The sequence below is a fragment of the Streptococcus suis genome (assembly GCA_024583055.1).
Taxonomy (GTDB): Bacteria; Bacillota; Bacilli; order Lactobacillales; family Streptococcaceae; genus Streptococcus; species Streptococcus suis_V.
In genome coordinates, this window is record CP102145.1 from 330,739 (window position 1) to 353,205 (window position 22,467).

Genomic DNA, 22,467 nt, shown 5'->3' on the forward strand with positions numbered 1-22,467 from the left:
TAGATGATTTAGTCAACCTATTCACTTACAGTTCTGACGCAAAAACTTACAAGATTGTAAGTTTAGAGAAAATAACCAATCGTGGCCAGTAGCCACAAATGAAGCGGATAGAAGATGTAAAAGAAATAACGTGAAAACGCTGTGCGGGGCCCTGCTTGTCCATTATAATGACTTAGAATTGGCAAGACTAAGATAAATAACCAGTCAGCATTGTAGAGCATCATCTGGACAGTCATTTCAATACTTTCATAAGGCTGATAGGACAAAAATAGCAAGAATAGGGCAAATAACCCGTAGAACAAGTTGCGTTTGAATAGTGACTTACGACCTAAATAGGTGATGAGGATGAAGGGCAAGACCACATAGCCACCTTCTGTTAAAAAGGCACCTAAGATGGTCAACAGTCCAACCGATAGGACTTGAAGGATTTGTTGCTTTCTAGTGTGTTCAGCAAAATTTCTAAGACAAACCAGTAAAGTTAATCCAACAGCTAATGTCAAAAAGATATTGTTACCGATGTAAATATCTTTTGATTGGTAAAGACTGTTTATCAAAACATTTCCAGTGGCCATCAGCCCTGCTGCACCATATAGTCGCAAAAGATAGTTTTTGACATTTCTCGTATGAAGATAGCCTTCAACCAACATGTAGGCAAAGAAGACTGCGACGCATCGAGTGACCATGTGAAAGACCATACTAAGTTGGTCTGGGATAAAATCTGGTATGATTTTCAGATGATCCAAAACCATTATGCCAGCCATAGCGAGTTTCAGTTGATATGCATTGTACGATTTCACCACTTAAACCTCCTAGTACATCCAGTTACGTTGAAAGAGTTCGTGTTCTAATTCGAATAGTAATTCAGCTTGTTTTTCCTGTTTTTCTTGTCGTTTACTTTCTTGTGTTTTACCAAAAATGTGTTTTGCTTGTAAAAATTTGAATGACATAAACTTTCCTTCTCTCTGTTTCTTATGAGTCTATTATAGAAAATAGTTCTGCCTTGTTCCCTTACAGTTCTGACGCAAAAACTTACAAGATTGTAAGAAAAGAAAAAAGACACCATTTCTGGCATCTTTCAATTCATTCTATTTTGTTAAACCAATGTAGGCAATCATTTCATCCAACTCTTCCTTGCTCTCTGTCACAAGGAGGTAGGCATCATTTCCTTGCAATTCTGCAAAGGCATCTGGCATGCGTTTGACGGTTTTAATCTTACCAGCGAATTTCTGATGAATGTCATCTGCAGAGTGAACATAGTCAGTTGTATCACGACGAGTTGCTACCAAGCAGTATTGTGGTTCAAATCTACGTTCCTCAACTGTACCACCTGTTGCAACATTGGCATAATCACGGAAAAGATCAATGGAATGGGCATAGTTGTAGGCTTCAACTGTGAAACCACCTGCCATACGGTTGTTGTATTCAATGGCAATGTAATCATCACCTTCCTTGAAAAATTCAATATGGAAGAAACGCTCCCTCATACCAAAAGCCTTGATAATAGCTCTGCCATATTCCACCAACTTAGGATCCAGCTCTTTCTCGATAAAGTAGGCATTGTCCTTCTTGGTTTGCATCAACTCAAACGGTGTGTGAGTATAGGTCAAGCCTGTTTCAAAAATAACATTGCCGTCATGGTCTAACAAACCATCATAAGTAGTGATAATACTTGAATTGACGAATTTTTCAAAGAAATAGACAGTGGTTCTATCCCAGTTTTCAATAAATCGATCAAAATCTTCTTTATTCTCGATTTTGAAGGTACCAGATGCACCAACACCATTATCTGGCTTAGCAATCATTGGGAATCCAACATTCTTCAAAGCTCTGCCAAAGTCACGATCTGTTTTAACAACAACACCTGGAACGACTGGAACTCCTGCTTTTTTGAAATATTTTTTCATTTCAGACTTAAATTTAGTCTTTTTCAGGTGTTTTGGTTTGGCTCCAAAGATATTAAATTGCTCACGGAGGGCTGCGTCGTTTTCAAGCCAGTGCTCATTGTGGGATTCTACACGATCAATTGGTCCATGTTTGTAAATCAAGAAAGCAGCTGCACGCTTAACTTCGTCAATATTTTCCAAATCTTCCACACGGAAATATTCTGTTAAGGCATTGCGGAGCTCTTCTGGTAATTGATCGTAAGGCTCTTGTCCAATACCTAGAACGGTAACACCTTCTTTTTTAGCCAATTCAATGGTAAATGGTTGAAAATTTTCTGGATAAAAGGGAGAAATAACGAGATAATTCATAGGCAGTCCTTTCTAATTTTTTAAAGTCCGATGGAGTGAAGGAAGAAAGGCATTTGTTTCCTCCACCAAACCCAATCATGCGCCACATCCGTACCCCAGGTATCGAACCAAGCTGGGATATTTTTCTCTTCAAATGCGCGTTTTAGATTATAAAATGAGTCTAAGCCATCTTGCTCCCAATCGCCCAAGCCTGTGCAGACAATGATATCAGCCTGACGGTATTTATCAATAAACCAGCCGTCGTTTTGGTTCCAAATGTAATCTGATGGTGAGTTCTGATAAACGACATCATCATGTCCATAATCATGGTTGTTGTTAAAGAATCGAGCATCATAGACACCTGAAAGTGCAATAACTTTTGTGAAAACATCTGGATGTTGCAGGAAGAAGTTGAGCGCGTGGTATGCACCCATTGAGCAACCAGTTGTCATCATCCCATCAAACCAACCAGTCTTATGTTTAATAAATGGAATCGCTTCTTCAATCACATAACGTTCATAGGCACGGTGAGCTTCAGCCTTATCATGAATAGACTTCCAGTCCGCCAACCAACTTTCCTTATCGTGACTGGTTAGGGTGAAAAATTGAACATGACCAGCCTCGATAGAGCCACGACAAGCTTCAATCATTCCAAAATCTGCGTATTCATTGTACGAACCGCCTGATGAGGCAAAAACAACTACTGGAATACCCGCGTGACCATATCTGTTCACATTCATTTCTCGACCAAGATGGCCAGACCAGTGACTTAAAAATTCTACATGCATATTCATTCTCCTAACTAATTCTTTACATTACCATTTTTCGCTTAAAAAGCGCAAGCAATCTGGCAAATAAGCTGCCCAAGCTTCCTCATTATGAATGGCACCGGAAACAACTTCCAAGGCAATATTGTCCAAATCAACCCCACCTGCTATCAATTGACGATAGTAAGTCAGAGAGGAATTGATATAGGATTGCTTGATATTACCTGCCATCAGGGTTTTATCTGTATCATCTGCTTCTTCTGTTCCAACGTAGATATAAACACGTTGGTCCTTATCCAAGGCTTGTCGTTCAATATAACGGTCGAAAGCTTCTTGATGTAGCCAGTTTGCAGAAGAAAATACTCCCAAACAGCCGATTTGGTCCTGATAGGCCAATCCCATAAACTGAGTGATATTACCGCCAAGTGATGAGCCGATCATGGCGGTGTGAGCCTTGTCAGGCTTGGTGCGATAGGTTTGGTCAATGAAGGGCTTGACCACATCCATGACAAATTCAGCATACAGGGTCCCTTTCCCACCAAACTGAATACCAGGAATGCCCATCTCACTATACTTCCAAGCAGCATATTCATGCATGCGCTCCAAACCATCATTGTCAATGGCCACAATAATCATTTTTTCAATATCAGGATTTCGTTTGATAGTTGGAATCACCTTCCAGGAATGTCCTGAAAAGGCTTCTTTACTATACAAGACATTTTGTCCGTCATGAAAATAGACAACTGGGTAGGTTTTATCCACATCTTCCTCATATCCTTTTGGCAATAAGACACGGACTCGGCGTTTTCTAGTTGTAAATGGCACTTCCAATTCATGCGTTTTCATATCCAAATAAAAGTAGGACTTATTCATTGCTATCTCTTTCTAACAGTGTTTTTAGTATTATACCACAGATTTTCTGAAATATTCAGAAAATTTAGTTATATTACGTCATTTTTCGGATTATCCGAACAATTTTTGCTCAGTTTTCAAGCGTTCCTCGTAGACTCGACGGTAACGTTCCAGTTCTTTCAGTTCACGACTGGTCAGATTTTCAAATATAGCCAATTCAATCCTGTCCTTATCACGTCGCCAGGTCGCAACCAGTCGTCCCTTGTAGAAAACAACGGGTTTGATAATGCCTGTCAGCGTATAAATCTGCCGAATATGCTTGGGCTCAAAGAAGGGATTGGCTTTCTTTTCGTAACCTAGCAAAAGTTGGTCAAAACCTGCAATGAAGAGGCAGTCTGGTACTTCTGCTTCTTCTAATTTTCCTAGATAAAAGCGTTCTTCCCCTGCTACTTCAACGATTTTTAGGTCTAATTGTTTCATCCAATTTAGGACCGTAGATTTATTTTCCTTGAAGTAGTAACGGGCATCCGCTAAGCTGACAGGACCAAAACCTGAAAAATACCGCCGTGCGATTTCCAACTCTGCTTTTTCCCGTGAAAGTGGCTGAAAGTCTGTCAGGCGATGAAAACGTTTGGCACCGTACTCCTGATAGATTTCCCCACGCTCGACCATGTAGCGAAAAAGGCCTCCCCAAGCGTTGAAGATCTGCTTCTCCTCTTCCTGCGTCATCTTTTCCGCACGACAGAGGATTTTCAGCTCCTCGCGGGTCATAGGGGCTTGTTCCAAGGTTTCTAGGATGAGCCGATGATACTTCTGCTTGGTTTGAGGTGAAAAATCATCGCGACCGACGGTTTGAAGATAGCCGGTACTAGCCATCCGTCCCTCGTGTATATAGAGAGGAATTTCCGACTTGAGATAGGCATGAACCGTTCGCCGAATGGACCACTGACGTGTCAGTTCTTGCTGCCAGCTCCCCTCATGAAAATCCTCTGCTGTCATACGGTTGCGAAATCCAATATGAACATATGGTTGAAACTGAGCCTGCAAACCATTGAGATTTTGGCAGATTTGCTGGGCAGACTGGGGTGTCAATAAGCCCTGCTTCTGCAAGATAATCCTCTTCCAAGTATCGTGATTCATCGTATTTCTCCTTCGGTTTTCTAACCCCAGTATAACACAAAAGACACCCGGAGGTGTCTGGAGATAGCTGATTATCTTAGTAGTCCAAAAACTCTTCCAAGTCCTTAAGGGAACGCTCTGCTATTGCCTCATAACGCTCCTTCTTATCGCGGATACGCGGACCGTCCAGCTCCTTGATGATGCCAAAGTTGACATTCATAGGCTGGAAGTGCTTGCTTTCGGTATGCGTGATGTAGAATGGCAGAGCACCGATGGCTGTAGTCTGTGGGAAGATAACTGGTTCTTCGCCACGGAAGCGACGAACAGCATTGATACCAGCCACTAAGCCAGAGGCGGCAGACTCGACATAGCCTTCCACTCCTGTCATTTGACCTGCAAAGAACAGATTTGGATTTTTCTTGGTGGCAAAGGTCTGTTCCAATAAGTTTGGCGAATCCATGTAGGAATTGCGGTGCATAACACCATAGCGGACAAATTCTGCATTTTCAAGTCCTGGAATCATCTGGAAGACCCGCTTCTGCTCACCCCACTTGAGATGGGTTTGGAAGCCTACGATATTGTAGAGGCTGCCAGCTGCGTTGTCCTGACGGAGTTGGACAACAGCATAGGGTGTCTTGTATTCACCGTCACGAGGCCCCTTGTAGTCTTCTGGATATTCCAGACCAACTGGCTTCATTGGTCCATAGAGCATGGTTTTGATTCCACGTTTGGCCATGACTTCAATTGGCATACAGCCTTCAAAGTATTTTTCTTTTTCAAAGGAATTGAGCGGCGCCTCTTCGGCTGAAATCAAGGCTTCATAGAAAGCGGTAAACTGCTCCTTGTTCATGGGAGCATTGAGATAGGCAGCCTCTCCCTTGTCATAACGGGACTTGAGATAGACCAAATCCATGTTAATGGTCGAGCTATCCACAATCGGTGCTGCCGCATCGTAGAAGTAAAAACCATCGCCACCATTCAGTGCATGAATCTTCTCTGCCAAGGCGTCTGATGTCAAAGGCCCCGTCGCGATAACTGTGATGGCATCTTCTGGAATGTCCGTAATCTCGCCACGAATGACCTCAATCAGAGGGTGCTTGTGAATCTCATCTGTGACCGCTTGGGAGAAATTCTCACGGTCCATGGCCATAGCACCACCAGCAGGAACACGGTGAGCTTCACCAGCCCGCATGATAATGGAATCCAAACGACGCATTTCCTCCTTGAGCAGACCGACAGCATTGGTCAAACTATCGCCACGGAAAGAGTTGGAACAAACCAACTCGGCAAACTTGTCTGTCTTGTGCTGGGGCGTCGGCTTGACACCACGCATCTCGTAGAGTTTGACAGGAATGCCACGCTTGACAATCTGATAAGCAGCTTCAGAACCAGCCAAGCCGGCTCCGATAACGTTAATGTGGGTTTGAGACATGAAACTAATACCTCTAGCCAGAATATCTGACTACTGTTTGGGAATACCCCAAAACAGAACCTTTCTAAATTTTATACCTATCTAGTATATCAGAAAATGGCTAGAAAAGACAAAACTACCTTCATTGAAATGAAAGTAGTTCCACCGTTTTGCATAATATATTTTATGTATATTCTTTACTGTTCTATCGCTTATTTACAATAGTTCCGCTATATCTCCAATAACCTCAAAATTCCAACCAAGTCTCCTGTAAGAGTCGATTTCTTCCTGACTATACGGGAAAGTATTCAGCAAAATGGAATCCATTCCCAATTCATGAGCAATAGCTATATCGGATGTCAAATCATTACCAACCATAACCGTTTCCCCAACATCAAGATTATTTTCCTCTAAAACCAGTTGAAGAAATGCCGGTTCAGGCTTCTTCATCTTAAAGTCAGAAGAGATATAAATTTTTTCCATCAAATCAGCACAACCTGTCTGTTCAATTTCTGCCTGAGTAAAAATCCGTTGAGCATTGGAGAGAATAAATAATCGCGCTTCTCTATCTTTTAATGTCTGTAGACTAGTTAGGGTATTTTCATAAGCCTCTAACTTTTCACGTGAAAGCACGCGGAAAATCGTGGCTACTACTTGTCCAAAAGTCTCTAAATCAGTCGGCTTATTGGTACTTTGGTTTTCATTTGGTGCATCCGTTAATAGACGAATGAAGATTGTTTCTAAATCAATTTCGACATACTGATAACTCACTGTTTCCGCGAGAGAGCTCTCTGCCTCTTCTACAAAACGATGATAGGCATTTTTCAACTGGCGCGGTCGATAGGAACAACCAAAAGCATTGTAAATCTGTGTTAGCTGATTCCAGACCTCTAGTTTATTCTCATCTGTACGAATATCAACCAATGTACCATAAAAATCGAAGATATAGTTTTTGTAACTTTTCATGTCTTTCTCCTAATCTTTAGACATCATTTTTTATATTATACCCCACAACGAAAACGTTTGCAACAATAGAACGAAAAAAACTACCACATTAAGTGATAGGTTTTTATTTTGATTGGAAACTCTATTATTTAAGAGTAACTGTTGCATTTCTCTCTAAACCCTTACAAATCAAGGGTTTTATGTTTAAATTGTATAGTTGGTGGGGTCTTGGTGGGGTCTCAAACCTGATTTAACCAAGTAATTTGTAATATCATTTCCACCTGTTGCTTTCTTACTCGCATAGATATGCGAGTAGGTATTCAATGTTGTTGCTTTGTCGACTCGACCCGAGCGAGCTGCGACAAATAGAACATCTTTCCCAAGCTCATTTATCATAAATGAATCGTGAGAGTGTCTCAAACCTTTTCCAGTGATTGCAGGAACTCCCACAATTTTTGCTTGCCGTTGTAAAATTCTTGTCAGAGTTGTCTTGTGTAATGGTACTTCCATTCTAGCAAGAACAAAATCAGAATCCTGATTGTTAACTTGAATTTCTCTCCATGCCTCCAATATTTTAGTAGTCATGTCATCAAGTTCAATAAACCTCATTCCAGATTCCGTCTTGGTGCGTTCTTTACGAACATAGCTTCCATTGCCCAAATCTTCCAAGGTTGATTGAACATGTAGCAGTTTCTTAGACAAATCAATATCCGACCAAATCAGACTTAATCCTTCTGATACTCGAAGACCTGTCATAAAGTAAAGCCACACTATCATGTGTTTGTACCGTCCGTCATAGGTCGTTACATCAAATGAAGAGACAATTTTTTGAAAATCTTCAAATGTCCAAAATTCTGTTTGGCTACGCTCTCCTTTAATATTATCTAATTTCCCACACGGGAAATCATCTATATATTCCAATCGTTCTGCATAGCCCAAAACTTTCTTGAATCGGCTCCATACACCTCTAGCATAGTTCGGAGAAAAATTTTCCTGAAGATAGATTCGGAAACTTTCACAATCCCTGACTGTAATATCAACTAACTTCTTTTTCGGAAACCGTTTCTTGCATAAGTCAAAAGCTGGTTGAGCAGTCCTGTAGGTAGAGCCTTGAACAATTTTGGAATAATAAGGAAGAAAGACATCGTCCATAAATTCCACAAAAGTCAAATCGCATTCTTTTGCTTCAGCAAGTTTATTATACTCAACACGGATTCGACATAGCTCATCAAAAGCCTGTTTTTCAGACTTAAACGGATTTCCGTTCTTATCCTTATAACTTTTAACACGTCTCCGTTTGCCTGTGATTGGGTCTTTTGAAAATTCTGTTTGGTAATAGATATTACCGTTTTTGTCTTTAGAAACACCTTTATATTTATTATTAGCCATTAGCTTCAAGCTCCTTTCCGTTGAAAGGCAACTCAAAGCCCAGCATTTCTTCTACTATATAAGCAGGTGCAAGGTTCAATCTCACATTGTCAAAGGGCGATTGGGTTAATTTTACCATATTATCCGAAGTTGCGCTAGTTTCAATGAATAATTGAACAGCAATTGCCTTTGCTTCTCTAATAATGTCTCTAGCTGTATGTTCTGGAAATCCTAAATTCATTAAATCTTTATGATTAACTGTCTGCTTCTTCATTCTCAAAATCTTCTTTTATATTTTTACTTCTGATTTTACTCTTTATCACTGTCTCTGGACTTGTTTCTTGAAGGAGTTCATTCTGGTCGTTTTCCTTTAGATTATAGATTGAGACTGTAGGGGAAAATTTTTGTGTTTCAATGTCTATCTCCCCTGAAATGAATGCGGGAGTAAAGTCCGCTAAATCTTGGTCTGAGAGATTTAAAAAGTCTACCTCAGGTTGTTTCAATCCACGACTAACAAAATAGCGCGGCTGTTTGTAACCTGTTGGGATTGCCATCAGGTCTTTGGTTATGTACTTGGAAATATAGTTCGCTGTCTTGGCTCGGTCTTGTATGTGAGATACGGTACTAAATCCATTTTTCCAAGTTGGTGCATTGTAAATTTGAAGGCCACCTTTTTTAATGAGCCGATTCGTTTTCGGATTTCTAGCCTCAGCTAGTGGTGGATTAAATCTTTTCGTGATACCGTGGAAATGGATCCGTCCACTCTTATGTAGCTCTGCCACAAAGATGTAGTCGAATTTTCCATACGTTTCACGTTGATACTTGAGCCATGCTCTCAGCCTCTGCTTGGCATAAGGATAATCTCTAGAATCAACTTTTTCATCGTTAAATGTTAGTGTCCAAAAGAGGTCAAAATCATTAGATTGGCAATAGTAACGAATTTTCCGTCTAATTTTCTGTGCTTGCTGGTACTGATAGATTTCTTCCTCGTCTGGGTCTCGGACTTTTGGCTCAATATTTTTTACTGTAGGTGGTCTTGGCTTTTTCTTGATTTTTTGATACTTGATAATCTCCACATGGTCTGGGAATCTTATCCTTTTCGCGTTGTACTCTTCTGACAAGTCATAATGACCCGCCTTTGCAAGCTGTTAAGCTAACTTGTGGAACATATGCCGAACCTTATCTATACGGCTATTCGGGCGGCGGGGTTGGCAAATAAATTTACCAATAGCTGGCTGGTATCCTTTTAACTCTGTCAAGCAGACTCCCTGCCCATTTGTGAAATAAGTTAAATCGTTCCTGTATTCTTGAATACATCTAGCAGGGATTTCTCCTTTCAGAATGACCTCGTCATTCTTTATCTGAGTACTTACAATATCTGCACAATACCTTGGAGCATCATGATACGCCCGTGAGAGATATTCCTGCGGTGCATAAATTTCAAAGTGGAGATATGGCTCTAATAGTTCTGTCCCTGCTTTTTTTAAAGCCTGCTCCAATACGATAGGGGAAAGCAGCCGAAAGTCTGCGGGGGTACTTACAGGACTATAATACAATCCATATTCAAAACAGATTTTACAGTCTGTCACTTTCCATCCATACAGCCCCTGCTCGCAGCCATAAAGAACCCCCTCCATAACCGCATTTTGGAACGATTGATTTAAATATCCAAGTGAAACTCTGCTTTCATACTGCACTCCGCTTCCAATAGGGAGCGGCTCTATGGACAACCCGACAGAAGCCCAGAAAGGATTTGGCGGGACTTCTATGTGGATGGTATATTCTGCTTTTCTAAGCGGTCTTTCCATATATATAACAGTAGGCTCTTTTATTTCTGCCTCCACATGATATTTTTCCTCAAGGATGGCACAAATGACTTCCATCTGCACATTCCCCAAAAAAGAAAGTATAATCTCATGCGTTGTAGTATCCACATAATATTTTAAAAGAGGGTCGCCATCTGAAATTTCTGTAAGTGCCCCAAGCAATATTTCCCGCTGTTCAGGTTTCTTTACTGCAATCGTTGTTTGGAGCATAGGGAGAGGATTTTCAATAAATTTTCTCTGCGGCAACAGCATTTCGTTCCCCAAAATACTGTTTAGCTGCAAAACATCATTTGGTAAAATTACAATATCACCAGAGCAGGCTGTATCGGATGAATATAATTCACCGTTTGTCGGAACACACATCTCTGTGATTTTTATTTTCTCTTTTTCAGATATTCTAATAACATCCCTCAAATGCAATGTTCCGCTATATATACGCACATAAACAAAACGCCGCCTTTTCTCTGAATATTCAATCTTAAAAACCTGCCCGCATAGTTCAGATTGACCTTCAGGCGTTGATGAATAAAATTTACTGGCAATTACTTCTATAAGCTGCCGAATCCCCAGATTGTTTTTAGCGCTTCCGTGATAAACGGGAAATAACGTTCCGTTTTGGAATCTCCTGTTTTCTTCCTGTTCCAGTTCTGACATTTTAAACGGTTTCCCTGACATATATTTCTCTAATAGTTCATCGTTTCCCATAATTACCGCATCCCACTGTTCCATATCGTCATTGTCCGTTACATTTATATGGGGATGCTGCCCAACCTTTTGCTTCACTATAATTTCCGAAGAAAGCTTTGCTTTCATTTCTTGATATACCATTGGCAAATCAATCCCCTCTTGGTCAATTTTATTGATGAAAAAAATTGTCGGAATCTTCATTGTCTGTAGTGCATGAAACAGTATACGGGTCTGTGCCTGTATGCCATCCTTTGCAGAAACTAATAATACTGCTCCGTCTAATACGGATAAAGAACGGTATACTTCCGCCAAAAAATCCATATGGCCTGGCGTATCTATAATGTTGACTTTTACATCCTCCCACTGAAAAGATGTCACTGCTGTCTGGATAGTGATTCCCCTTTGACGCTCCAAATTCATTGTATCTGTCCTTGTTGTGCCTTTATCTACGCTCCCTGGTTCTGCAATTGCACCACTGGTATACAATAAACTCTCCGTTAATGTTGTCTTTCCTGCGTCAACGTGAGCCAGAATGCCTAAGTTAATTATTTTCATGTGATTTTCCTCCTATCAACACCCAAAAAAGGGCATAAAAATACCCAGTGATAAATACTCCTATCACTGGGTAAATAACTCCAATAGCCCCAAAACACTTATATGTTTTCGGGCATATAAAATTACATGATAAAAGTATTCTTAAACTGGGTACAAAAAACTAAGCCCCATATTAAAAGTGAAACGGGACTGCTACTTTTTGTTCCCACTATCAAATTGACAGTTTATTTAAGAATACCTTGCCGCATATTTATTAACTCCTTGTATAATACTGAATCTAATTATATTCCTTAACCCTTTATTTGTCAAGCTGACAAACTAAAGCAGAAAAAGCGGCAGGATTTCCCCCTGCCACTAATCATCTGTTTATGCAAAAATAATTTCCTTTTCCACAATCTCCCTCGCACAAGCCCTTATGTTATTGAGGCATCCTGTCCATTCTAAGGCGTTTTCTGCCTTTAGCTGTTCCGTTATGCCCTGTGCCTGTTTCATACCCTCTATGAGCCTTTCAAAGCGTTCCTGTGCCTGTCTGTCAATGTCGGCAAGGTAAGCGTTAAGTCTGCCGCTTGTAAGAAGATTGGTGTATGTAACTTTGCAGTGATGCTTCAGATAATCCAAATGCCGCTGTCCCCAGATGCCTATCGGCTGTTCTTCTTCGGCGGGTACAGTTAAGCACGGTATTAAATAATCGCCTTGCCTTTCGTATTTGCCGCCCATTTCCTCAAAAATTGTCTTTGCCATTGTCTGTTACCTCCACATTCTTTTTTATTTTGAATGTCCGCAAAATCCGTCCTACATCAGACGGCCTCCAGGGAACGTCTAAATGGTGGACTGCTTTCATACGTGATTGGACGTTTAATCCTGTTCCCCCTTTTTCCGTAGAAGCCATGAGAATCCGTACTTCTCCACTATTGACCTTGCGTGACAGAGAGTTTTTCTTTTCATCAGTATTGGCATCATGGACAAAGGCAATTTCTTCTTTTGGAATCCCTCGATCAACCAGCAAAGCTTTCAGTTCATTGTAAACATCAAAGCCATCTTCCTTACTCTTAGGCGTTCCAATATCTGAGAAAATCATCTGGGTAGCTTTCTCATTTTCTCCCTCACGGTAAATCCGCTCGACATTATCGACTACTTGAAGGATTTTCTGATTATCCGATAAGGAGTAAGCAGGGTCAATCAACCGCATATCAATAGCTAGTTTTCTGGCTTCTCCTGTGTAGGGTAGGATACTAGCGAGGTAGTCATTGCGACCCCTTTTCCATCATCCCCCCACCGAACCGGACATGATACTTTCGCATCATCCGGCTCTCCAGTAATTTCATTTCATAAACGTGTATTTATTGAACCATTATGTATTGCATGGTGACAATCCCGACAAGTCACTAGCGTTTTTCGACATCTTGCTGACATGATTTCTTTCCACTTTGGAACTAATTTCCCATTGTGTTTGTTCAAGTCTGCTAATTTTCTGATATGATGTACCTCTATGTTCTCTTCACTTCCACATAGCTCACACTTATTTGCGAGTAATCGCTTGATAAGCTCTGTTCGACCACCATAAACTTGATACGGAGCATCTTCTATTACAGCTTTCTTTTTATAAGAAAGTGAAATGCCACCCCACGTTGCAACTAGAGGAGGTTTATCTTCTCGAGGCACAACTACCTGTAAACACGGCACAGTTCGGCCATTCGTGCTAGTTGTGGTAGTCTTATATTTAGCTAACATTTTATTAATGGATGACTTATGTTTAAATGCTAATGTTTTAAGGAGTGATGTTTCCATATACCAATAGACTTTTGAGAACCATGACAAATTTTGTGCCAATATATAATATTGAACCAGCCCTCTATATTCTTGTTGGTAAGTTTGAACGATACTAAAGTCATCATCATGCAATAAGTTATTACGATGAATAGCTTTACCATTTTTCATGTATTGGCGGCATTTGCTTTCAATAACCGATGCAGGTACAAATAATGCGATAACACCATTGGCACTCCGTCTCCCTTTGTTATCAATATAATCATTGACACGTTGTGCTTTTATCTCATATCCCAGAAATTTAGCTGATTCTCCAGTCGCATGGGTAATCAAAGTCTTTTCTTGAGAAAGTTCCAAAGATAACTTAGTATTTAAAAAGTCTCCAATTTGCTTCTTTATAGCCTTTGCCTCAGCTTTTGAACCTGTAAAGCCTAGAATAAAGTCATCCGCATACCGAACATATCTTAATCTCCGATAGCTGGTATCATAAGTATCAACTGAAGGGAGATTTCTTCTCTCAACAATTAACTGATGAGCTTTTTTATAATCTCCTTTATCCTGATAGCATTTAATTCTTCTACTCAAACGATTATAGGCTGAGTTTGCTTTCTGCTTGTTACCTCTTGTATATTGAGGTATCAGTTCTTCACCGACCCACTTATCAAATTGATGTAAATAGATATTAGCTAATAAAGGACTAATAACTCCACCTTGCGGTGTTCCACTAATAGTCTTGTGAAACTTCCAATCATCAAGATATCCTGCCTCAAGCATATTTTTGATAAGCCTAATAAACCGACCATCCTGAATTTGTCTAGACAACATAGTGATTAATACATCATGGTCAATCGTGTCAAAATAACTAGAGATATCTCCTTCTATGAACCAACGTGTCCCTTTCCAGGTCTGAATTTCTTGTAAAGCTGTATGACACCCTCTTTTTGGTCTAAAACCATGAGAATGTTCACTAAATTGTGGCTCATAATAGGCTTCTAATATCATGCGAATCACTTCCTGAAGAAGTTTATCACTCCATACTGGTATTCCCAAAGGACGGTGTTTTCCATTCTTTTTAGGAATGTACTCTCTCCTAGCTGGTCTCCAGTAATAGGTTTCTTGTCTTAATTGTTCAATAATCATATCTATTTTTTGAATAGACATTCCATCAATCGTTTCCTCTGTAACACCCTTTGTCATTGCTCCATTATTCGGGTATAACTTTGCATAGGCTATCAGATAGAGTTCACGATTAAATAGTAACTTATAAACCCTTTCGAGTGGTTTATCTTGTTTTCCACGTTCATGAATGACCGTTAAAATAGTTTTGGCTGTACGCATCCCACGCACCTAATCCTTTCTAACTAATCGAAATTACCTGTCACCCTTCGCCATGTACAAGGATTTCCCTTGCTCGGACTACTACGGTGACTCCGTTACCATAAGGGTCTCCCCTCTTAGGCAATCCTGCTATTCGTTAAAAATGTACGTTCTAGTAACCCTTAGGTTCCTCACTCATTCCTTTATTCATACTTATCGTATGCTCTTTTACTGTAGAAAGTTATTCGTCCAAAATCACAACAACGAATATACAGTAACATCGGTCTCAGTTACTTTCCGATGGGCGATGCTTTGCACCTAGTCAGAATTGAGGTTCAAGCAGTTTAGCCTTAACCATAGGTTACGGAACTTGCGGCACATCAAAGCGTTGTAACTCGCTCCTTATCCGCTTTACTAACATGCTATTGTCCCCTTTGGGTTTCCCCGCTAGGTTAGTTAGTTGTTCCTATTATTTACTTTCAATAATATCCCTCTGTGAGGGAGATACATTTTTACGCTTAACAGCGCACGATTTTAAGCATGTTATCTCTACTTGGATCAACACTACCTGACTTGATAGCGTCTGAACGCTTTACCAGCTCTTCCAAATAGTATTTCTGAGCTTGCGTTAACTCGCTTTCCACCGCAATAATCTTAGCTTCAGGTACAGGTAAGTCGAGCATATCTGAGGTCTGAATATCGGCAGTTTCCTTGTAAATTCGCATGAGTTCAGGAAGGTTGACAAATTTCTTGAATCGTTTCTTTGGTTGGTACTTATCTCCTGTCGGGGCTAGTTCCATAGAGTTTTCAATATTCCCAAAAGCCCCAACCCATGAATCAAAATTGGATACCTGGTATCGCTCTAAAACATCAGGTTGAATGTAATTCATCATGGTGAAAAGTTCACTAATAGAGTTAGAAACTGGTGTTCCTGTCGCAAAAACGACATTTCTATCTCCATGCTCTGCCTGAACCTGTCTCACCTTCATCTCCATATCCACGTTCTTTTTAGAAGTTGTGTTGGTGATTCCAGCTACATTCCCAAGTCCAGTGATTGGACGGATATTCTTGAAGTGATGAGCCTCATCCACAAAGAGAAAATCAATGCCAAGGTTTTCAAATTCAATAAAGGTATCTCGCTCTAGTTTTTGGAGTTCTTCCAACTGGTGTTCCAATCCCTTAATCGAACGTTCCGCTTCTTTCACCGTGTAATCAGAGTCACTTCCTAGTTTAATTTCTCTGAGTTGCTCAAGTTTGTCATTGATATAGGTGACCTGTTTTTCACGACTCATCGGTATCTTCTCAAATTGTGAATCCCCAATGACAATGGCATCATAGTCCCCTGTAATAATCCGAGACACAAACTGCTTACGTTTGGCTTTGGCAAAGTCTTTCTTAGTAGTCACATAGACTTTCTTGGTAGGGAAAAATTTCATGATTTCTTGACCAAACTGGGCAGTTAAACTAGAAGGGACCACATAAAGTGGTTTATGTACCATTCCGAGTTCTTTCAGTTTGAATCCTGCCCCAAGCATGGTAAGTGTTTTACCTGAACCAACTTCATGAGCTAGTAGGGCACGTTTTTCCTCCACAATTCGTTGAATGGCATTCTTTTGGTGAGGACGTAAGGAGATATTCTGGGCAAGTCCATCAATGGTTAAATGACTACCATCATAGGTCTTTGATACTGTACGATTATAGAGACTGTTATAGGTGTCTTCAATCATCTGTTGGACTTCTGGATACCTTGCTACAAAACCTTGAAAGAGTTCTTGTAGGTGTGTTTCCTTGGCACGCAGGACTGTTGTTTTCTCTACATCCGTCACATTCTTTTTCTTATCCCCTTCAACAATTTGTTTTGTGATCGTTGGTTGATTGGAATTCAGGAGATTTTCGAAGATTTTTCGACCACTATCATAGCGTGAAGCAGGGACACCTAGACTTCTATCCGTTGCGTTGGAATAGGTGTAGGCAAATTTAGATTGGTAAGTGATAACCCCGTCAATGGGACTGACTTCAAGGACTGTCGCTACTTCTTGGTCTGACAATTCATAGGCATTCCCCATAAAGGTTTCTTGGGCAAATTTTCCGTAAATAGACAAAGGAATCCAGCGTGAACCGATTCGATAATCAATGTCTGCCAAGGTAATGCGGGCTGGTTTGACCGTTTCTAGTAGCCCTGCATAATGTGACCAGTCAAAGTCCTGATTGTCTTGTTTGACAAATAGGTCCACCACTTCTAACTTGCTAACGACATCACCTGACAGAAAGTCTTGACGAGAAACATAGGTCAATTCTCCATTCAAATACTTCTCAGGATCAGGCATAATGAGGTCACCTAACTCCTCAATCAAGGTCATCTTCGATTCAACCTGATAGATAGACATCATATAAGCAAAATCAACACCTCGTCCGTCAGCCAAGCTCGAATTTAAGGCATCAAGGGCAGTATGTACCTTTTTAACCTCTTTTTCAGGACGCACTAGAGCCTTCTCAAAGGCAAGGGACTTGGTGTAGATAACAGACTTTCCACTTGGATCCAGACGTTCATCTTCCAAACTAGCAAGAAGCGAATACTTATCATCACTATCAAAAAGATTGCGGTTCACAGCACTATTCAAATACCCAAAGCGTTTGACAAAGCTATCATAGGTATGATTGAGGTTGCCTAACAAATGGTTAAAGGTACCCTTATCGTAGTCATAATAGCGTTGAATGGCAATAACTTCTTGGTAGGCATTGCGAATATCGACCATTCCTTTGATTCGTGCCACTTCTTTATCAGACAAAGGAGCTTCATAGAAAACTGTCTTTTTATAATATCCCTTAAACTGTCCGCGTTTAGCTGCATCATCGGTCACATAGACATCCAGAGCAGTGTTATCAGTCACTTCTAAGGCATTAAAGCGATCAATCTGCTTTTGAGAATGTTTGGTGTCCCACGCTTTGAAGTTGCCCTCTTCATCGACATAGTAACTGATTTCTTCCGTCTTGGTTCCGACTCGAATGCCTTTATTATCTCGATAGTAAACTGTAGAACCCTGGTAACCAAAACTATACTGACCAAGATTCTCTCTCATTTCTGCTGGTATGGAGGTATCAATGACTTGTTTGGTCAACACATTTGGATTAATGATGACTTCATTTCTATCAATCTTTCTTGGGGCTTTTACTTGATGTAGAGCTGCTTCAACACTTGCAATCAAGTCATCACTAGTCCCCTTAACAGAAAGTGTTCCTCCGTTAAAATTTCTGACCTCGTAGGTTCCTAGCACTTGGCTATTGTATTCTCCATCAAAGTAAGGATTGAGCCAAATGCGACTATCCTTGTCATAGCGAATGGAACCTGAAAAGGCTAAGTCGTCTGCCACATATCCCTTGTCTAAGTGTTTCTGGAAGAATAACATATCCGTTGTGACACTCGTTCCTGCAATGGCCTTAAAGGCAGAATCAGGCAGTCGAACCCCACCAAGAAATTCAGTTGTCTCACGAATATCTTGTAAAATATTTTCTGTTCGCTTATCCATAGTTCCTGTGGAAGAGATAATCGCTACTTGTCCACCATCATGGACCAAATCAAGTGACTTTTTGACAAAGTAGTCATGAATCATATAAGGCTTATCGTACCTGTTATCCGCAATTCGTATATTGGCAAACGGCACATTTGAAATCACCAAATCAAAACTATTGTCGTTAAAAGCTACCGTCTCAAAGCCCTTAATTTCAATGTGACTATTGGGATGAAGGTGTTTGGCTATAGCTCCTGTGATGGTGTCTAACTCTACACCATATAACTCACTCTTTTCTCTTAAGTGTTTGGGCATTGCTGCAAAGAAATTCCCTGTTCCCATGGAAGGATCTAGGATTTTGCCACCTGTAAAGCCATCTCTTTCCAACTTATCCCACATCTGACGGATCAGGGCTGGGTCTGTGTAATAGGCTGTCAGAGAGGACTGTTTCATATCCGAATACTCTTTATCTGTGACTATGCTTTTCAGTTCTTCTCGTTCCTTAGAAAATTTTGGATTATAGTCATCAAAGAAATCATTGGCTAGTCCACCCCAGCCCACATACTTGGCAAGGAGTTCTTGTTCACTTGTACTTGCCTGACGGCGTCCCGTTTCAAGTGTTTTAACCAAACGAATGGCCGCAATGTTTGTCTCAACCTTATCTCTAGCAGTCTTAGGATAAAAGTCCGTCATATCTTCTGGAAAATAAAAGTCCGTTACTGGAATCTCTGGAATTGTTTCGACTACTACCTCTTCAGGAATTTGACTATCTGTTTCTTCAAGATCAGTATCGTTATGACCTTTTTCTGAACCATCTGGTTCCAATAGTCCAATACTCTGAACTGGCTCCTCTTCCAGAAATGAGAATAGGTTTAATTCTTGGTCCGCTTCTTCTAACTCTGTTTGTGGTTCAGCCTTTGGCTGATGAAGTGCCTGACTGACTTCTTCCCAGGTCCTCAAATAAAGAACTGGATTTTGTTCAATGATATCCGAAAAGTCATTGACTAACTCAATCCGAATCAAACCGTTCAATCGAGCATCGCTGACCGACACGACCTCAAAGTCCTGTCCCTTATAGGAAACCAATGACCCCAGAGGAAAAGTGTCCAATACTCTCTGGACTAGTGGATTTTCCGCAAATTCTTCATCAACCACTACTTTCGACTCAGCTTTCTCTAGCTTGCTTTTCCAATCTCTGAGGGTTAAATCTGGCTGATTACCTTTATCTTTTTCAAATTGTTCCGCATCTTCTCTGCTAAGTTCTTGGTGTAAAAAGGCGTAGGCAACTTGTCGCAGCTCTTCAATGGAAAGCTGGCTACCAAAGAAAAATTCAACCTTTTCATGACTCAATCCCATTTGGAATAGTTCTGTCGCAAGGGCTAGTTGAGTTACCGAGGCTTTGGGATAGCCACCTAGTAAAGCAAGGTCCGCATTTTTCAAACGAAAACGACCTGCCGCATCCAATAAAATACCGACTTGGTCTGGGTCAAACTGAGATAGCTCAATCCCCACTTGAGTCAATTTTTCTTGATTTTCTATCCTAATGGCTTGTCCAATTTTTTCTAATTCCTTTTCTTCGACTCTAGTCAGCGTTCGTTTCAACTCATAGGGACTACCATCAGCTTCTAGATAGGTGAGTAACTCCTCGCCATCAAAGACTGGTGTCATTTCCATCTCAGTGTCAAAATCACCTCGTCTAAAACTTGGGACTTTGGAACGTTCATTTCGAATTTGGTCAAAATATGTTAGAATCTCAAATTTACGTCGTAAAGATAACTCTTCATAAGCTGGCAGATGACTGGTTTTTCCTGTTTGAACATTCAGTTGAGACAAATCTACATCCAAACTAGCAATAACCAGAGAGCCCTCTTCTCGAAAAGATATTGCTTGATTACTACTCACTTTGTGCTCATCAACAGTTTCTTCATTTTCTAGAACTGTTTCATCAACTCTTGTTTCAAGCTCAGGCTCGTAAGTCAAGAGAAACTGCTCAATATCTCGGCTGATGGTTAAGCCCATATAATGGTGTAAATTAATAAAAAATAAAAGAGCCATTGGCTCAGCCTTTAGGTATAATGTAAGCGACAAAACAAAACATATACAGGAGGCTAAAACAATGGCTCAACTTAATATTACATTGAATCAAGATGAAATTCTACAATTACTTTTTGATAATCGCGAGGAAGCGTTTCGTACTCTTCTTGAAAGAACACTTAACCAAGTGTTGTTAGCTGAATCCAAAGAACAACTTCAAGCTGGTCCGTATGAGCGTACAGATGACAGGAAAGATAACCGAAATGGCTTTAGACAGCGTGAATTAAATACTAGAATTGGAAAAATTACCTTAACAGTCCCTAGACATCGTAACCAACCCTTTAAAACGATGGTTTTCGATACGTATTCACGAAGTGAAGCTGCCTTAGTAACAACAATGGCAGAGATGGTTGTAAATGGCGTATCTACACGGAAAGTTTCAAGTGTCATTGAAACACTATGTGGCACTTCAATATCGAAATCTGCGGTTTCTGAGACCTGTAAGATCCTCGAGAAGGAAGTTGAATTATTCCGAAATCGCCCCTTAGAAGGCAGATATCCATTTTTAACGGTGGATGCTACCTATTTTAAAGTCCGTGAGGACAACCGTGTGATTTCTAAAGCCCTCATGATTGCTTATGGGACGAATGAGCACGGGAAACGTGAAGTACTTGGGTTCTCTGCCTATAAAAATGAATCTAAGGATACTTGGGTTGATTTCTTAACTCAGTTAAAAAAACGCGGTTTAAGTGGCTTAATGATGATTACTTCCGATGCGCATGAGGGAATTATTCATGCAATCCAAAAGGTATTTCCTGATGTTCCATGGCAAAGATGTCAATTCCATTTTTCGAGGAATATTGGCGATAAATTGCCAAAGAAATACAGGTCAGCCATCCTTTCTGAGCTGAATGAGATCTTTAATTCCCAAAATAGTAAAGAGGCAAGGGTTAAGAAAAACCGGCTTATTGAAGAGTATTCTGATGTGGCAGAATCAGCGATGATTTGCTTAGAAAACGGATTTGAGAGTGCTATTACCGTGATGACGTTACCTAAATCTCTTCATAAGTACTACCGAACCTCAAATCAAATTGAACGACTTAATAAAGAACTAAAAAGGAGATCAAATTCAATTGGTATATTTCCAAATGTCAACTCTCTTATTCGTTTAATGGGATCTGTTCTCATTGAGACCCATAACAATAACCAAGGTCGAAAAGCAATTTTTAAGAATGAAACCTTGATTAACCTTATCACATCAGGTATACGTGACCAGCTTATTCGAATTGCCGAAGAGCAAGCTGCTTACTTGGCAGCTTAATTAAAAACTTTCTTTCAATGAAACTTTTGACGAGTCGTAGATTTTGTTTTCAAAAAATTATTTTTTGTACAAACAGCAAGCTACGAAATATTAGCGATGCTCTCTTTTGTGTCAAGGTACGCATTCGCTCAAGCCCTTGACACAAATTCGCTCATCGCTTTATTATTTCTATCTTGCTTGTTTGGCAAAAAAATGGAATGTGCGTCGGAGACTTTTGTCAAAATAGATACTTCCGTTTCTGTACCTAATGGTTTTTACACACAATTCTGGACTTGACTCGGCTGATCCGATCCGCTAAATTATTAGCCACACGATACACATTGACCAAATTAGCTCCCCTACTCTTTTGTAATAGAGAATCTGGTGAAATAGTTTGGTAGTGTCCATTTGAGTCTAATAGTTGAAAACGAGTGGCCAGATTGAACAAGGCCACTTCAATCACCAAGTCTTTTTCAGACGGCGATAGTTTGTCGAGTTTTTGGAGACCACTTTGGCCGAAAACTTGTGTATAGGTCAATAGATCATGAGCAGTATCATAAGGACTAGCCTGGACAAAAGCTGAAACATCTGTCTCAAAGTGAAGTACCTGAACAGATCTTTTTATTCCCTGCCTATTTGTCATAAACTGACGAATAAGACTATCCCACTCCTCATCAAAATGCTCTGCTTGGTAATATAAAAATGCCTCAAGCAGGGCTCTATCACGAGGAATGGTGGCTCTCATCATTTGTAGTAAGACTTCTTGATTCATTATTCCC

General features: G+C 40.3%; 17 protein-coding genes and 1 pseudogene. 1 reads left to right on the forward strand and 17 read right to left on the reverse strand.

Features of this window, described 5'->3' with window-relative positions:
• Positions 1-62 precede the first annotated feature (62 nt).
• The 16 genes and pseudogenes from NQZ91_01635 to NQZ91_01710 form a co-directional block, all read right to left on the reverse strand.
• Positions 63-797 carry a conjugal transfer protein TraX gene (locus NQZ91_01635; GenBank protein UUM58100.1) on the reverse strand — a complete coding sequence of 245 codons (735 nt, stop codon included), beginning with the start codon at positions 795-797 and terminating at the stop codon, positions 63-65.
• 12 nt (positions 798-809) lie between these two features.
• Positions 810-947 carry a hypothetical protein gene (locus NQZ91_01640; GenBank protein ID UUM58101.1) on the reverse strand — a complete coding sequence of 46 codons (138 nt, stop codon included), beginning with the start codon at positions 945-947 and terminating at the stop codon, positions 810-812.
• 138 nt (positions 948-1,085) lie between these two features.
• Positions 1,086-2,252 (reverse strand): carbamoyl phosphate synthase large subunit, encoded by a 1,167-nt coding sequence (locus NQZ91_01645; protein UUM58102.1) that lies wholly within the window; start codon positions 2,250-2,252, stop codon positions 1,086-1,088.
• 20 nt (positions 2,253-2,272) lie between these two features.
• Positions 2,273-3,019, reverse strand: a complete 747-nt coding sequence (locus NQZ91_01650) for an alpha/beta hydrolase-fold protein (protein UUM58103.1) — start codon at positions 3,017-3,019, stop codon at positions 2,273-2,275.
• Between the two features lie 27 nt (positions 3,020-3,046).
• Positions 3,047-3,871 carry an alpha/beta hydrolase gene (locus NQZ91_01655; protein UUM58104.1) on the reverse strand — a complete coding sequence of 275 codons (825 nt, stop codon included), beginning with the start codon at positions 3,869-3,871 and terminating at the stop codon, positions 3,047-3,049.
• 90 nt (positions 3,872-3,961) lie between these two features.
• On the reverse strand, positions 3,962-4,990 hold the full coding sequence (locus NQZ91_01660; protein ID UUM58105.1) for a winged helix DNA-binding domain-containing protein: 1,029 nt from the start codon (positions 4,988-4,990) through the stop codon (positions 3,962-3,964).
• Positions 4,991-5,066: 76 nt separating this feature from the next.
• Positions 5,067-6,401, reverse strand: coding sequence for a methylenetetrahydrofolate--tRNA-(uracil(54)-C(5))-methyltransferase (FADH(2)-oxidizing) TrmFO (gene trmFO / locus NQZ91_01665; GenBank protein UUM58106.1), 1,335 nt, complete (start codon positions 6,399-6,401; stop codon positions 5,067-5,069).
• Between the two features lie 195 nt (positions 6,402-6,596).
• The gene (locus tag NQZ91_01670) at positions 6,597-7,346 is read right to left on the reverse strand and encodes an HAD family hydrolase (GenBank protein ID UUM58107.1); all 750 of its coding nucleotides are present in this window, start codon (positions 7,344-7,346) and stop codon (positions 6,597-6,599) included.
• Between the two features lie 183 nt (positions 7,347-7,529).
• Entirely contained in the window at positions 7,530-8,714 is a 1,185-nt protein-coding gene (locus NQZ91_01675; GenBank protein ID UUM58108.1) for a site-specific integrase, read from the reverse strand.
• Positions 8,707-8,967 (reverse strand): DUF3173 domain-containing protein, encoded by a 261-nt coding sequence (locus NQZ91_01680; GenBank protein UUM58109.1) that lies wholly within the window; start codon positions 8,965-8,967, stop codon positions 8,707-8,709. Before NQZ91_01680 ends, NQZ91_01675 begins: the two co-directional genes overlap by 8 nt.
• Positions 8,948-9,814 carry a hypothetical protein gene (locus tag NQZ91_01685; protein UUM58110.1) on the reverse strand — a complete coding sequence of 289 codons (867 nt, stop codon included), beginning with the start codon at positions 9,812-9,814 and terminating at the stop codon, positions 8,948-8,950. The genes NQZ91_01680 and NQZ91_01685 overlap by 20 nt, the downstream gene beginning before the upstream one ends.
• Positions 9,815-9,841: 27 nt before the next feature.
• Positions 9,842-11,761 (reverse strand): tetracycline resistance ribosomal protection protein Tet(O), encoded by a 1,920-nt coding sequence (gene tet(O) / locus NQZ91_01690; GenBank protein ID UUM58111.1) that lies wholly within the window; start codon positions 11,759-11,761, stop codon positions 9,842-9,844.
• Between the two features lie 366 nt (positions 11,762-12,127).
• Positions 12,128-12,502, reverse strand: a complete 375-nt coding sequence (locus NQZ91_01695; GenBank protein ID UUM58112.1) for a TnpV protein — start codon at positions 12,500-12,502, stop codon at positions 12,128-12,130.
• A complete protein-coding gene (locus tag NQZ91_01700; GenBank protein ID UUM58113.1) occupies positions 12,483-12,950 on the reverse strand; it encodes a hypothetical protein in 468 nt (155 codons plus the stop codon). The genes NQZ91_01695 and NQZ91_01700 overlap by 20 nt, the downstream gene beginning before the upstream one ends.
• Before the next feature lie 137 nt (positions 12,951-13,087).
• Positions 13,088-14,866 carry a reverse transcriptase domain-containing protein gene (locus NQZ91_01705; protein ID UUM58114.1) on the reverse strand — a complete coding sequence of 593 codons (1,779 nt, stop codon included), beginning with the start codon at positions 14,864-14,866 and terminating at the stop codon, positions 13,088-13,090.
• Between the two features lie 509 nt (positions 14,867-15,375).
• Positions 15,376-20,361, reverse strand: a pseudogene (locus tag NQZ91_01710) (SNF2-related protein).
• A 109-nt stretch (positions 20,362-20,470) separates the two neighbouring features.
• Between NQZ91_01710 and NQZ91_01715 the strand changes: the two are divergent.
• Entirely contained in the window at positions 20,471-21,709 is a 1,239-nt protein-coding gene (locus NQZ91_01715; GenBank protein ID UUM58115.1) for an IS256 family transposase, read from the forward strand.
• Positions 21,710-21,953: 244 nt separating this feature from the next.
• Here the strand turns inward: NQZ91_01715 and NQZ91_01720 are convergent, their stop codons facing one another.
• Positions 21,954-22,460: a hypothetical protein gene (locus NQZ91_01720; protein UUM58116.1), complete on the reverse strand. Its 507-nt coding sequence runs from the start codon at positions 22,458-22,460 to the stop codon at positions 21,954-21,956.
• Positions 22,461-22,467 lie beyond the last annotated feature (7 nt).

What these genes read in the sequence shown, in the direction of transcription:
- NQZ91_01640 (UUM58101.1), bottom strand. Translation starts at nt 947, where the DNA reads ATGTCATTCAAATTTTTACAAGCAAAACACATTTTTGGTAAAACACAA.
- NQZ91_01645 (UUM58102.1), bottom strand. Translation starts at nt 2,252, where the DNA reads ATGAATTATCTCGTTATTTCTCCCTTTTATCCAGAAAATTTTCAACCA.
- NQZ91_01650 (UUM58103.1), bottom strand. Translation starts at nt 3,019, where the DNA reads ATGCATGTAGAATTTTTAAGTCACTGGTCTGGCCATCTTGGTCGAGAA.
- NQZ91_01655 (UUM58104.1), bottom strand. Translation starts at nt 3,871, where the DNA reads ATGAATAAGTCCTACTTTTATTTGGATATGAAAACGCATGAATTGGAA.
- NQZ91_01660 (UUM58105.1), bottom strand. Translation starts at nt 4,990, where the DNA reads ATGAATCACGATACTTGGAAGAGGATTATCTTGCAGAAGCAGGGCTTA.
- trmFO (UUM58106.1), bottom strand. Translation starts at nt 6,401, where the DNA reads ATGTCTCAAACCCACATTAACGTTATCGGAGCCGGCTTGGCTGGTTCT.
- NQZ91_01670 (UUM58107.1), bottom strand. Translation starts at nt 7,346, where the DNA reads ATGAAAAGTTACAAAAACTATATCTTCGATTTTTATGGTACATTGGTT.
- NQZ91_01675 (UUM58108.1), bottom strand. Translation starts at nt 8,714, where the DNA reads ATGGCTAATAATAAATATAAAGGTGTTTCTAAAGACAAAAACGGTAAT.
- NQZ91_01680 (UUM58109.1), bottom strand. Translation starts at nt 8,967, where the DNA reads ATGAAGAAGCAGACAGTTAATCATAAAGATTTAATGAATTTAGGATTT.
- NQZ91_01695 (UUM58112.1), bottom strand. Translation starts at nt 12,502, where the DNA reads ATGGCAAAGACAATTTTTGAGGAAATGGGCGGCAAATACGAAAGGCAA.
- NQZ91_01700 (UUM58113.1), bottom strand. Translation starts at nt 12,950, where the DNA reads ATGCGGTTGATTGACCCTGCTTACTCCTTATCGGATAATCAGAAAATC.
- NQZ91_01705 (UUM58114.1), bottom strand. Translation starts at nt 14,866, where the DNA reads ATGCGTACAGCCAAAACTATTTTAACGGTCATTCATGAACGTGGAAAA.
- NQZ91_01715 (UUM58115.1), top strand. Translation starts at nt 20,471, where the DNA reads ATGGCTCAACTTAATATTACATTGAATCAAGATGAAATTCTACAATTA.
- NQZ91_01720 (UUM58116.1), bottom strand. Translation starts at nt 22,460, where the DNA reads ATGAATCAAGAAGTCTTACTACAAATGATGAGAGCCACCATTCCTCGT.